Origin of the sequence: Pararhodospirillum photometricum DSM 122, assembly GCF_000284415.1 — a bacterium.
In the GTDB taxonomy this organism is placed as follows: domain Bacteria; phylum Pseudomonadota; class Alphaproteobacteria; order Rhodospirillales; family Rhodospirillaceae; genus Pararhodospirillum; species Pararhodospirillum photometricum.
Genome location: NC_017059.1, coordinates 1874247 through 1886530, shown reverse-complemented (window position 1 = coordinate 1886530; position 12284 = coordinate 1874247). Strand labels below are relative to the sequence as shown.

Below are 12284 nucleotides of genomic sequence, written 5' to 3'. Positions count from 1 at the left end.
GCCGGTCTCCGGTGTTGGCTGTGCTTGGGAAGGGGGCGGGCTGGCGCCCGATTTTTCTGGGGCGATGCCCCAGGACCCCCTTTGATTTTTGGACCATGAAAGAAAAAAAGGGGGTCTGGGGCATCGCCCCAGGCGGGGCCCGGGGCGGCAGCCCCGCGTTACCAAACCAGTGGCAGCCCCGCGTTACCGCCCCAAATACACCTCGATCACCTTCGGATGGCTCTGCACGAAATCGAGCGAACCATCAGCCAGCACCGAGCCCTCGTGCAACACCGTGACCTTGGCACCAAGCGCACGCACAAAGGTCATGTCGTGCTCGACGACGATCAGGGAATGCTGATGGTCCTCAGCCAGTTCCAAGATCAAGGCGGCGGTGGCCTCGGTCTCGGCGTCGGTCATGCCGGCCACCGGCTCGTCGAGCAGCAGCACGCGCGGCTCCTGAAGCAGGAGCATACCGATCTCCAGCCACTGCTTTTGCCCGTGCGAAAGGGCGCCGGCCGGCTGGGTGGCCTTGTCGGCGAGGCCGATGCGGCGCATCACGGCGGCGATCTTATCCCGCTGCGCCCCACTGAGGCGGGCGCGCAAAGTGGCCCAGGTGCCGCGCGGCGCCTTGAGGGCCAGTTCCAGGTTCTCGAATACGCTGAGGGGCTCGAACACCGTGGGCTTCTGGAACTTGCGCCCGACACCCAAGGTAGCAATGGCCGATTCATCGAGCCGGGTCAGGTCGATGTTTTCATCGAACAGGACATCGCCCTTGTCGGGCCGGGTCTTGCCGGTGATCACGTCCATCATGGTGGTCTTGCCGGCGCCGTTGGGACCGATGATGGTGCGCAGTTCGCCCGGCGCGATGACTAGGGACAGCTCGTTGAGGGCACGAAAGCCATCGAAGCTCACGGTGACCCCGTCGAGGTAGAGCATGGTCCCAGCGGCGAAGCCTCCCGGGCCGCCCGGCTTTTCCTGCATGGGATAAGACAGGTTATTAGGCGCCATGGCCGGACTCCTTCACCCCAAAGCGGCGGCGGACATCGCTCCACACCCCGACGATGCCGCGCGGCATGCCCAAGGTGACGGCGATGAACAAGGCGCCGAGGAAGAACAACCAAAGATCGGGGGCGGCACCGGTCAGCCAGGTCTTGGCACCGTTGACGGCAAACGCGCCAACCAAGGCCCCGACCAGGGTGCCGCGCCCGCCGACCGCGACCCAGATGGCGATTTCGATGGAGTTGGCCGGCGAGAACTCGGAAGGGTTGATGATGCCGACCTGCGGCACATAGAGCGCCCCGGCCAGCCCGGCCATCACCGCCGAGAGCACGAAGACAAACAGCTTCACGCGGGCCGGTGAGTAGCCGAGAAAACGCACCCGGCTTTCGGCGTCGCGCACCGCGACCATGACCCGGCCCAGTTTGGAGCGCACCACCAACCGCGCCACCAGGAAAGCCAGCCCCAAGGCCACGGCCGAGACGAGGTAAAGGCCCATCTTGGTTTCCGGGCGGGCGAGATCAAAGCCCAGGATGTCCTTGAAGTCGGTGAGCCCGTTGTTGCCGCCAAAGCCCATCTCGTTGCGGAAAAAGGCCAGCATCAGGGCAAAGGTCATGGCCTGGGTGATGATCGACAGATACACCCCGGTAATGCGCGAGCGAAAAGCCAAACCACCGAAGACAAAGGCCAGAACCCCCGGCACCACCAGGGCCATGAGGGCGGCAAACCAAAAGTGATCGAAGCCCAGCCAGTACCAGGGCAGTTCGGACCAATTGAGGAAGACCATAAAGTCGGGGAGATCAGGGTTGCCATAGACCCCGCGCGCGCCGATGGCCCGCATCATGGTCATGCCGATGGCATAGCCGCCCAGGGCAAAAAAGGCGCCGTGGCCTAAGGAGAGCACGCCGCAATAGCCCCACACCAGATCCATGGCGAGGGCCAGGATAGCATAGCACAGGTACTTGCCGAGCACGGTGATCACGTAGTTGGGCACGTGAAACACCGAGGTTTCGGGCACCAGGAGATTGAGGGCGGGCACCAGAACCAGGAACACCAGGGCCCCCAGCCCCAGGCCCAGCAGCACGGGACGCGCGCCAACGGTTGAAGAGATCATGGCGGCCCCCGTCACTGATCCACCATGCGGCCCTTCAGGGCGAAGAGACCGCGTGGACGTTTTTGGATGAACAAGATGATGAAGACGAGCACCAGGATCTTGCCCAGCATGGCGCCGGCATAGGGTTCCAGGAGCTTGTTGACGAGGCCCAGCGACAAGGCGCCGACCAAGGTGCCCCACAGGGAACCGACCCCGCCGAACACCACGACCATGAAGGAATCGACGATATAGCCCTGGCCAAGGTTGGGGCTGACGTTGCCGATCTGACTGAGCGCGACCCCGGCAATGCCGGCAATGCCCGAGCCCAAGCCAAAGGTTGCGGCATCAACCCGGCCGGTGGGAATGCCCATGGCCGAGGCCATCGAGCGGTTTTGGGTGACAGCGCGCATGAACAGGCCAAAGCGCGACCAGCGCAGGAGGGCGGCCAGGGCGGCCAGCACGGCAAAGCAAAACACGATGATGACGAGGCGGTTGTAGGTCAAGGTAAAGCCCCCGGCCAGGTCCAGGCCTCCGGTCATCCAGGCCGGGTTGGAGACTTCGCGGTTGCTCGCCCCGAACAAGGTGCGGACCACCTGCTGCAAGATCAGGGACAAGCCCCAGGTCGCCAGCATGGTTTCGAGCGGCCGGCCGTAGAGAAAGCGAATGACCGAGCGCTCCAGCACCACGCCGACCAGGAAGGTGACGACAAAGGCCACGGGCACGGCGACCACCAGATAAAAGCCCTCGAAGGCCGGCGGCAGCAGAGCACGAAAGACCTCCTGAACGACGAAGGTGGTATAGGCGCCCAGCATGATCATCTCGCCGTGCGCCATGTTGATGACGCCCATCACCCCGAAGGTCACGGCGAGGCCAATGGCGGCCAGCAGCAGGACACTGCCCAGGCTCAAGCCCTGGAACACGTTGGCGCCGATCGAGATCAGGGTCAGGCGCAGGTCCATGGCCCGTACCGCTTCCTCGGCGGCGGCCTTGACGCTGGCATCGGTCTCGGTGTCCAGCACACGGCGCAAAGCGCCCCGCGCCTTGGGATCGGAGGAGTCTTCGAGCGCCTTGATGGCGGCCAGCCGCTGTTCGGGAGCGGGCGCCGCTAGATCGGCAAAGGCCACGGCTTCTTGCAAGAGGGCGCGGATGGCGGGTTCGGTCTCGGCGGCGAGAGCGCGGCGCAGGAGGTCGGTGGCGGTTGGATCGGGGGTGGCTTGGGCTGCCTGGGCGGCGCGGCGGCGGATCTCGGGGTCGGGGCTCATCAGGCCCAGGCGGGCCGAGGCGGCGCGCAGAACCCCGCGCAGCCGGTTATTGACGGTCAGCGGCTGGGCCTCGACCGGGGCGGTCGGGCTCAGGGTCAGGGCGTCCAGGGTTTGGCCGCCCTGGTCCACGATCAAGGCACCGTCGGGCGTGGCACGCAGGCGGCCCTCGGCCATGGCATCGAGCACAACGGCGGCCCGGCCATCCCCAAGGGCGGCCAGAGCCTCGACGGCGTTGATTTTTTGGGAGAAGCCGTCGGCATTGAGCGCGCGCACGGCGTCGGCATAGTCGTCGGCAAAGGCCGGAGATCCAACCAGCAGGGCCAGCACGACCAGGACCAGCTTGAGCATGACACCCCCCTTGCTCGGGGAAAACGGCAGGACACCGGGTCCCCGCGCGCAGGGACCCGGCACGACGGCGGTTTAGTCCTTGAACTTGGCTTCCGCGCAGTTGCCGCAGACCCAGGGGTAGGTCCAATCGGCCTTCAGCTTGGCGCTTTCGGGGATGTAGGGGCTCCAGGCGTCGGCCTTGATGACGCCCTTGGTCTTCCACACGGTCTGGATCTGGCCATCGGCCTGGATCTCGCCGATGAACACCGGCTTGGAGAGGTGATGGTTGGTGTTCATCACCGCCACGCCGCCGGTCAGGTTCTTGACCTGCTGGCCGTACATGGCCTGACGCACCGCGTCCACGTCCACTGTGCCGGCCTGACGCACGGCCTGGGTCCACATCTTGAAGCCGATGTAGGTGGCTTCCATCGGGTCATTGGTCACGCGCTTCGGGTTCTTGGTGAAGTCGTGCCACTGGGCGATGAAGGCGTCGTTTTCGGGGGTCTTGACCGACTCGAAGTAGTTCCAGGCGGCGAGGTGGCCGACCAGATTCTTGGTGTCGATACCGGCCAGTTCTTCCTCGCCGACCGAGAAGGCAACCACCGGGATATCGTCAGCCTTGATGCCCTGGTTGGCCAGTTCCTTATAGAAAGGCACGTTGGCGTCGCCGTTGATGGTCGAGACCACGGCGGTCTTCTTGCCCTCGGCGGCGAACTTCTTGATGTTGCCAACAATGGTCTGCCAGTCGCTGTGACCGAACGGCGTGTAGTTGACCATGATATCTTCCGGCGCCACGCCCTTGGCCTTCAGGTAGGCTTCCAGGATCTTGTTGGTGGTGCGGGGATAGACGTAGTCGGTGCCGGCCAGGACCCAGCGCTTCACCGCGCCGCCGTCCTCGCTCATCAGGTAATCGACGGCCGGGATGGCCTGCTGGTTGGGGGCAGCGCCGGTATAGAACACATTGCGCGAGCTTTCCTCGCCCTCGTACTGCACAGGGTAGAACAGCAAGCCGTTCATCTGCTCGAACACTGGCAGCACCGACTTGCGCGACACCGAGGTCCAGCAGCCGAACACAGCGGCTACCTTGTCTTTTTCCAGAAGCTCGCGGGCTTTTTCGGCGAACAGCGGCCAGTTGGAGGCCGGATCGACCACCACGGCCTCGACCTTCTTGCCGAGCAGACCGCCCTTCTTGTTGAGGTCATCGACCATCATCAGGACGGTGTCCTTCAGCGTGGTCTCGGAAATCGCCATGGTGCCGGACAGCGAATGCAAGACGCCAACCTTGATCACCCCGTCGTCGGCGTGGGCAAGGGTGAAGGGCAGCAACGAAGCGGCGGCCAGCAGACCCGCCCCCAGCGACCGAATGAACTTCATGGAACATCCCCCGTGAGACATTGACGATGCCAGGGGGATAGCAAGACGCGGGCCAAAGAACCCCGCCCCTTGAATCACAAAGAATTTTCCAAAAAGCCCGGCCGCCCGACCTTTTCCTTGCGCGATAGATGCCACTTCCATGTTCAGGTGGGGAGTGCGCACTGCAAAAAATTACACCAAAACAATCATTGGGTTAAACAAATGCAGCCTCCCTATCATTAAAAAATTAAAGAAGACAATAACTTAAAGTTGCCTCTCTCTTGGTGTTTTTTTAGGCAGCACCGAGAATTTGTGTTTCCAGACTGTTTCTGGATACATGAATAGGAAGGATTGAGCAAGCGGAATACTTCCGAGGCTCTCCAGAAATGCCTTGGGGATAATTCTTCCAAGGATAAAGGGCGTCTGTTTCTCGAGTTTTTCCCGATGAAGAGAAGGCTGGGGAGGCGGGCCTCCCCAGACCCCTCGTTTCCCGGCGTTCCGTCCCACGAAAGGGCGGACGGGTAACTGGGGACGGCCCGCCTCCCCAGCCTTCCAACGGCGGTACCGGCCGAGGCCGCCGCCAGAAAAATCACGCCGCTTCATCCAACCCCCTCCTTTGATCAAAAAAAAGTGCTCCAGCATACGGGGGGCACACACCGAGGCAAGAGGCAGCCTCAAAAGGAACCGAGGGGTCTGGGGAGGCCGCGCCTCCCCAGCCTTAAAAAAAAGAAAGGCTGGGGAGGCGCGGCCTCCCCAGACCCCTCGATCACTTGAGAGGGCGGGCGGTATCGCACACCAGTTGATAGCCGGCGCCGCGCACTGTTTGGATCCACGAGCGCCCATCCTCGCGCTGGCCGAGCTTTTGCCGGATGGCGCTGATGTGCACGTCGATGCGGCGGTCATACGGGGTCAAGGGACGCCCGAGCGCCCGCTTGGAGAGATCTTGCTTGCTGACCAAGCGCCCGGCTTGGCGGGTTAGGACCTCAAGCAGGCTGAACTCGGTGCCGGTCAGGTCCAGAGGCTGGCCCTGCCATTCGGCCCGGCGGCTGGCCGGCCACAGCACGAGGCTGCCGGCTTGCACCACCACGCCGGCCGGCGTTTCGGCGGCGCCGCTGCGGCGCAAGATGGCCCGCAGGCGCGCCACCAGTTCGCCCGGGGTGCAGGGCTTGGGCACGTAGTCGTCGGCCCCCAGGTCGAGGCCCACGATGCGGTCGATGGGATCGCCGCGCGCCGTGAGCATGAGCACCGGGATACGGCTTTCCTTGCGAATTCGCCGCAAGGTTTCAATGCCGCTCAGGCGCGGCAGCATGACATCGAGAACGACGATGGCATAAAGGCCGCTCAGGGCCTCGGCCACGCCCTCCTCGCCCGAGGCGACGGCGCGCACCGTGAAGTTTTCCTGAGCCAGATACTCAGCGAGCATGGCGGTGAGTTCGGTGTCATCATCGACGAGAAGAACGTGCTGCATGGGAGGGAGTGTGAGAGTTCGTTCTGCCCTGTCAATGGAGATCTGGCCGTCCGTCAAGGCCTGACGGCGGTTGGGGACAAGAGGAGGACAATCTTTACACAACTTTACACCGCCCTGACCTCTCTTGACAGTGGGAACCCTACCATTAAGGCTCATCGCCGGCATCGGCTGAGAGGAAACGGAGATCATGCCCGCAGCGTCGCGCCTTGTCGGACTGTTGGCCCTGGGACTGGTGAGTGCGTGCACCCTGGGCCCGGACTATGCCGGCCCCGAAGCCCCGGTCCCGCCCACCTGGACGGCCCCCCTGCCCCACGGCGGCACCACGGTCAGTTTGGTCGGCTGGTGGGCCCAGTTCAAGGATCCGGTGCTGACGCAGTTGTTGGAGAAGGCCGAGGCGGACAGCCCGTCGCTGGGCCAGGCCTGGGCCGCCATCGACAAGGCCCGGGCCACCGTGACCAGCGATCGGGCCGAGGGTCTGCCCGCCCTCACCGGGGATGCCTCCCTCAAGCGCGCTCGCCAGGACACCATGGGCCAGACGGTGTTTAGCACCACCTACAGCGGCGGCCTGGATGCCTCGTGGGAGCTTGACCTTTGGGGCAAGGTCCGCCGGGGCACCGAAGCGGCCCGCGCCCGCCTGGAGGCCCGGGTCAGCGACTGGCACGATGCCCGGGTGTCTCTGGCCGCCGAAGTGGCCGATACCTATGTGCAGTACCGGGCCTGCAAGGTCCTCGCCCGCCTCTATGCCGACGAGGCCGCCTCGCAAAACGAAACGGCGCGCATCACCCGTGTGGCCGTTACAGCCGGTTTCACCACCCCGGCCGACGGCGCCTTGGTGGCCGCCGGAGCCGCCTCGGCCACCGCGACCCTGACCCAACAGGAAGCGGAGTGCGACGTGCTGGTCAAAAGCCTTGCCGCCCTGACCGGCCTCGACGATCCCACGGTGCGGGCAATGCTGACCCAGGGGCCCGATGTCCTGCCCCAACCGGCGGCGTTCGACGTGGCGGCGGTGCCGACGCGCACCTTGACCCAACGCCCCGATCTGGCGGCGCTGGAACGCGAGATGGCCGCCGCCTCGGCCGAGATCGGTCAGGCCCAGGCCGACCGCCTGCCTAGCGTGTCGCTCACGGGGTCCATCACCAAGTCGGGGACCTCGCTGGAGGGCCTGAAGCTCTCGTGGATTGTTGGCCCGGCGGTGAGCCTGCCGATTTTCGACTGGGGCAAACGCCAAGCCGCCGTGGAAAGCGCCCGCGCCACCTTCGAGCAGCAGCGCGCCAAGTATCTGGAGGCCCTGCGCACCGCCATCAAGGAGGCCGAGCAGGCCCTGGTCCGCCTTGATGGCGCCACCCGGCGCACGGGTGATGCCCAGGCGGCGGCCGCCGGCTACCGCACCTATTTCGAGGCCACCGACCGCAATTGGCGAGCCGGCGGGGCCAGCGTCCTCGACCGCGAGGAGGCACGGCGCAATGCCCTGGGCGCCGAGACCACCTTGGTGACGGTCCAGCGTGACCAGATCCAACAGTGGATCGCTTTATATAAGGCCCTGGGGGGCGGCTGGTCCCCCGCGACGGGAGAGTCTCCGTGAACCGCTGGCTGCGTTTGGGAATCATTGTCGTTGTCGGCCTGGGCCTGGGGGTGGCGGTGTATGCCTTGCTCCCGGCCCCTCCCTCCCCCGAGGCCTCCCCTCCGGCGGCGGCCCCGTCTGCGGGGGCAGCCCAGAGCGTGCTTTCGGTCAGTCTGACCCGGCTGGAACCGCGCGTGTGGCCGGTCAGTGTGACCGCCACCGGCGCGCTGGCGCCTTGGCACGAGGCGGTGATCGGTGTCGAGGTCGGGTCCTTGCGCCTGACCGAGATCCTGGTCGATGTCGGCGCGGTGGTGCGCAAGGGCCAGGAACTGGCGCGTCTGGCCGACGACGCGCCCCGAGCCACCGTGCACAAGCAAGAAGCCCAGGTAGCCCAGGCCGACGCCGCCTTGGCCCAGGCCGAGGCCGAGGCCAAGCGGGCGCGGGCGATCAAGAACAGTGGCGCGCTGTCAGACCAACAGATTTCCGACTATCTGATCAAAGAACGCACGGCGCGCGCCAGCCTCGCCGCCGCCCAGGCCGAGCTGGAAACCGCCCGGATTGATCTCAACCGAACCGTGATCCGGGCCGTGGACGACGGGATCATCACCAAACGCTCGGCCGAGTTGGGCGCGGTGGTCACGGTGGGCACCGAACTGTTCCGACTGCTGCGCCAGGGTCGGGTGGAGTGGCAGGCCGAAGTCGATGCGACGACCTTGCCGCGGATTGCCCCCGGGCAAGAGGCGCGCCTGACCCTGCCCGGGGGCCGCGCGGTCACCGGCACGGTGCGGCTGGTGGCGCCGACCCTCGACAGCAAGACGAGCCGGGCCCTGGTGTACGTGGCCCTGCCGCCCGACAGCGGGGCACGCCCTGGCAGCTATGCCACCGGCGACCTGCTCATTACCTCGCGCGAAACCCCGACCCTGCCGCAAACGGCGGTGGTCCTGCGCGATGGCCGACCGTATGCCTTTGTGGTGGATGGGGAAAACCGGGTGAGCCGGCGGCTTCTGATCACCGGGCAGCGGCGCGAAGGGCGGGTGGAGATCCTGGGCGGCCTGGAGGCCGAGGCCCGGGTGGTGGTGGCGGGCGGCGCCTTCTTGTCCGAGGGGGCCCGGGTGCACGTGGTGGCCGATCCCGCCCCCTCGCCCCCCCAGACCGAGAGCCGCCGGGAGCAAGGGTCATGAACTTCGCCACGTGGTCGATCCGCCAGCCCGTTCCCTCCTTGCTGCTGTTTGCCTTGCTGACCTTGTTTGGCACTGTTGGCTTTTTCAAGCTGGGGGTGCAGCGCTTCCCGGACATGGACCTGCCGACCATCACCGTGAGTGCGGCCCTGGAAGGCACGGCGCCGCAGCAGTTGGAAACCGAGGTCGCACGCAAGATCGAGGATTCCCTGACCTCGCTCCCCCTGCTCGACCACATCCTGACCACCGTCACCGATGGCTCGGTGTCGATCAGCGTGATGTTTGAAATCGAGAAGGACAGCGAGGTCGCGCTCAACGAAGTGCGCAGCGCCGTGGACAGTATCCGGGCCGACCTGCCGGCCGCGCTCAATCCGCCGACGGTGTCCAAGGTCACGAAAATGTCGAGCCCGCTCGTGACCTTCACCATCGCCTCGGGGGTTCTCGACGAAACCGAACTCTCGTGGTTCGTAGACAACGACATGACCCGGGCCTTGATGGCAGTGCCCGGGGTGGCCGAGGTTGCACGCATTGGCGGCATCACCCGCGAGGTCCACATCGATCTCGACCCGGTGCTGATGGCCGGCCTTGGCGTCAGTGCCACCGAACTCTCCAGCGCCCTTAAGAGCATGCAAGAGGATGACTCCGGGGGACTGGGCGAGGTCGGCGGCGGGCGCCAATCCTTGCGTACCCTAGGCGCCGTGCGCACGGCCGAGGAAATCGCCGCGCTGACCTTGCCCCTCAACGACGGCCGGCGCCTGCGCCTCGATCAGGTGGCCCACATCACCGATACCCACGCCGAGCGCGCCTCGCGGGCCTATTTCGATGGCCAGGAGGTGATCGGCATCCAAATCAAGCGCACCCGGGGCTTCTCCGACGTGGCCGTGGCCCAGGCCGCCCGCAAGGCGCTTGCGACCTTTGCCGCCGCCCATCCCGAGGTCAAAATCGTCGAGGCCAGCAACATCATTGATCCCATCCTCGACAACTATCACGGCTCCATGCACCTTCTGCTGGAAGGGGCCTTGTTGACCGTGCTGGTGGTCTGGGGCTTCCTGCGCGACTGGCGCGCCACCTTGCTCTCGGCGGTGGCCCTGCCGCTGTCCATTCTGCCGGCCTTTGGGATCATGCACCTAGCCGGTTTCAGCTTGAACACCATCTCCTTGCTGGCCCTGGCCCTGGTGGTCGGCGTGCTGGTGGACGACGCCATCGTCGAGGTGGAAAACATCGCCCGGCACATGAACATGGGCAAGCCGGCCCGCGAAAGCGCCATGGAGGCCGCCACCGAAATCGGCCTTGCCGTGATCGCCACCACCTTCACCCTGGTCGCGGTGTTTCTGCCCACCGCCTTCATGGGGGGGATTCCCGGGCTGATCTTCTTGCAATTCGGCGTGACCGCCTCGGTGGCGGTGCTGGCCTCCTTGCTGGTCGCCCGCCTGCTCACCCCCATGCTGGCCGCGACCTTCATGCGCCCGGCCGCCCACACCCCGGGCGATGGCTGGCTGATGCGCCGCTATCTCTGGCTGGCCCAGGCCTGCCTCTCTCATCCCTGGCGCACCTTGGGGGTGGCGACGCTCTTCTTTGTGGGCTCGCTGGCGCTCATTCCCCTGGTGCCCACCGGCTTTTTCCCGGCCCGCGACGACGCCATTACCCAAGTTTCCCTGACTCTGCCCCCGGGCAGCACACTCGCCGAAACCAATGCCCTGGCCGTGCGCGCCGCCGACGTGCTGCGAACCCGGCCCGACGTGCGCCATGTGTTCGTGTCGGTGGGCACGGCCACGCAAGGCGGCAACATGAGCCCGGTGTCCACCCTCACCGACCCGCGCAGCGCCACCATGATCGTTGATCTGGTGCCACGCGACCAGCGCGAGCGGCCGCAAAGCGCGATTGAGGCCGATATCCGCGCCATGCTGCGCCAGATCCCCGGAGCCCGCATTGAGGTCGGACGGGGCGGCAACGGCGAGACCCTGCCCATCACCCTAACCAGCGACGACCCGGTGGCCCTTGACGCCGCAGCGGCCGCCGTCGAAGCCGACCTGCGCACCTTGCCCGGCATCGGCGCCGTCATCTCGGATGCCGCCTTGCAGCGCCCGGAAATCCAGATCCGCCCCGATGTGGCCCGGGCCGCCCAGTTGGGCATCACCTCCGCCGACCTCGCGGCCACGGTGCGCATGGCCTCGTATGGTGACTATGCCTCGTCGCTGTCCAAGCTGAACCTGCCGCAGCGTCAGGTGCCCATCCGGGTCCGGCTGGCGCCATCGGTGCGCGACTCCCTGGAGGCCTTGGGCCAGTTGCGGGTGGCCGGCACCAACGGCCAAGTCGCCCTCTCGTCGGTGGCCGACATTGGCTTTGGCAGCGGTCCATCGCAAATCAACCGCCTGGACCGGGCGCGCAACATCACCTTGTCGGTGGAACTGAACGGCCGGGCCTTGGGCGAGGTCATCCGCGAGGCCCGGCAGTTGCCCTCCCTCAAGACGCTGCCGCCCTCGGTGCGCTTGGTCGAGCAAGGCGAGCTTCAGCGCATGAGTGAACTGTTTGCCAGTTTTGGTGTGGCCATGGGGGTGGGTGTCTTCTGCATTTATGCCGTGCTGGTGCTGTTGTTTCACGACTTCTTGCAGCCCTTCACCATTTTGGCGGCCCTGCCGCTGGCGGTGGGCGGTGCCATCTTGGCGTTGCTGATCACCCGCTTCGAGTTTTCCATGCCCTCGGTCATCGGCCTCCTGATGCTGATGGGCATTGTCACCAAGAACTCGATCTTGCTGGTGGAATACGCCGTCATGGCCCGGCGGGAACACAAGATGCCCCGCCTGGAGGCCTTGATGGACGCCTGCCACAAGCGGGCCCGGCCCATTGTCATGACGACCATCGCCATGGGCGCCGGCATGCTGCCCATTGCCTTGGGCTGGGGGGCTGACCCGTCGTTTCGTCAGCCCATGGCGATTGTCGTGATTGGCGGCATCATCACCTCGACCTTCCTCAGCTTGTTGGTCGTGCCGGTGATCTTCTTGTTTGTCGATGACCTGGGCCGCCTGCTGCGACGGATGGTCATGGGGCGGGAGACGTAAGGATT

At 65.7% G+C, this 12284-nt stretch carries 9 protein-coding genes; 3 read left to right on the top strand and 6 right to left on the bottom strand.

The features are described 5' to 3' along the window. Positions 1-183: 183 nt before the first annotated feature. The 6 genes from urtD to RSPPHO_RS08325 form a co-directional block, all read right to left on the bottom strand. Positions 184-990 carry an urea ABC transporter ATP-binding protein UrtD gene (gene urtD / locus RSPPHO_RS08345; RefSeq protein ID WP_014414827.1) on the bottom strand — a complete coding sequence of 269 codons (807 nt, stop codon included), beginning with the start codon at positions 988-990 and terminating at the stop codon, positions 184-186. Further along, entirely contained in the window at positions 980-2092 is a 1113-nt protein-coding gene (urtC, locus tag RSPPHO_RS08340; protein WP_041794772.1) for an urea ABC transporter permease subunit UrtC, read from the bottom strand. The genes urtD and urtC overlap by 11 nt, the downstream gene beginning before the upstream one ends. 11 nt (positions 2093-2103) lie before the next feature. Continuing rightward, entirely contained in the window at positions 2104-3681 is a 1578-nt protein-coding gene (gene urtB / locus RSPPHO_RS08335) for an urea ABC transporter permease subunit UrtB (RefSeq protein ID WP_041794771.1), read from the bottom strand. Positions 3682-3753: 72 nt separating this feature from the next. Further along, positions 3754-5034 (bottom strand): urea ABC transporter substrate-binding protein, encoded by a 1281-nt coding sequence (urtA, locus tag RSPPHO_RS08330; protein WP_041794770.1) that lies wholly within the window; start codon positions 5032-5034, stop codon positions 3754-3756. A gap of 243 nt (positions 5035-5277) precedes the next feature. Then, positions 5278-5616, bottom strand: a complete 339-nt coding sequence (locus RSPPHO_RS19835; RefSeq protein WP_157879144.1) for a hypothetical protein — start codon at positions 5614-5616, stop codon at positions 5278-5280. Positions 5617-5779: 163 nt separating this feature from the next. Then, positions 5780-6481 carry a response regulator transcription factor gene (locus RSPPHO_RS08325; RefSeq protein ID WP_041794769.1) on the bottom strand — a complete coding sequence of 234 codons (702 nt, stop codon included), beginning with the start codon at positions 6479-6481 and terminating at the stop codon, positions 5780-5782. Between the two features lie 187 nt (positions 6482-6668). On the opposite strand from RSPPHO_RS08325, the gene RSPPHO_RS08320 reads away from it, so the two are divergent. The 3 genes from RSPPHO_RS08320 to RSPPHO_RS08310 are packed head-to-tail and all read left to right on the top strand — an operon-like array spanning position 6669 to position 12279. Further along, on the top strand, positions 6669-8063 hold the full coding sequence (locus RSPPHO_RS08320; RefSeq protein WP_014414822.1) for an efflux transporter outer membrane subunit: 1395 nt from the start codon (positions 6669-6671) through the stop codon (positions 8061-8063). Further along, positions 8060-9223, top strand: coding sequence for an efflux RND transporter periplasmic adaptor subunit (locus RSPPHO_RS08315; RefSeq protein WP_014414821.1), 1164 nt, complete (start codon positions 8060-8062; stop codon positions 9221-9223). The genes RSPPHO_RS08320 and RSPPHO_RS08315 overlap by 4 nt, the downstream gene beginning before the upstream one ends. Beyond that, on the top strand, positions 9220-12279 hold the full coding sequence (locus tag RSPPHO_RS08310; protein WP_041794768.1) for an efflux RND transporter permease subunit: 3060 nt from the start codon (positions 9220-9222) through the stop codon (positions 12277-12279). Before RSPPHO_RS08315 ends, RSPPHO_RS08310 begins: the two co-directional genes overlap by 4 nt. Positions 12280-12284: the final 5 nt, after the last annotated feature.

What these genes read in the sequence shown, in the direction of transcription:
- RSPPHO_RS08310 (WP_041794768.1), top strand. Translation starts at nt 9,220, where the DNA reads ATGAACTTCGCCACGTGGTCGATCCGCCAGCCCGTTCCCTCCTTGCTG.
- RSPPHO_RS08325 (WP_041794769.1), bottom strand. Translation starts at nt 6,481, where the DNA reads ATGCAGCACGTTCTTCTCGTCGATGATGACACCGAACTCACCGCCATG.
- RSPPHO_RS19835 (WP_157879144.1), bottom strand. Translation starts at nt 5,616, where the DNA reads ATGAAGCGGCGTGATTTTTCTGGCGGCGGCCTCGGCCGGTACCGCCGT.
- urtA (WP_041794770.1), bottom strand. Translation starts at nt 5,034, where the DNA reads ATGAAGTTCATTCGGTCGCTGGGGGCGGGTCTGCTGGCCGCCGCTTCG.
- urtC (WP_041794772.1), bottom strand. Translation starts at nt 2,092, where the DNA reads ATGATCTCTTCAACCGTTGGCGCGCGTCCCGTGCTGCTGGGCCTGGGG.
- urtD (WP_014414827.1), bottom strand. Translation starts at nt 990, where the DNA reads ATGGCGCCTAATAACCTGTCTTATCCCATGCAGGAAAAGCCGGGCGGC.
- urtB (WP_041794771.1), bottom strand. Translation starts at nt 3,681, where the DNA reads ATGCTCAAGCTGGTCCTGGTCGTGCTGGCCCTGCTGGTTGGATCTCCG.
- RSPPHO_RS08320 (WP_014414822.1), top strand. Translation starts at nt 6,669, where the DNA reads ATGCCCGCAGCGTCGCGCCTTGTCGGACTGTTGGCCCTGGGACTGGTG.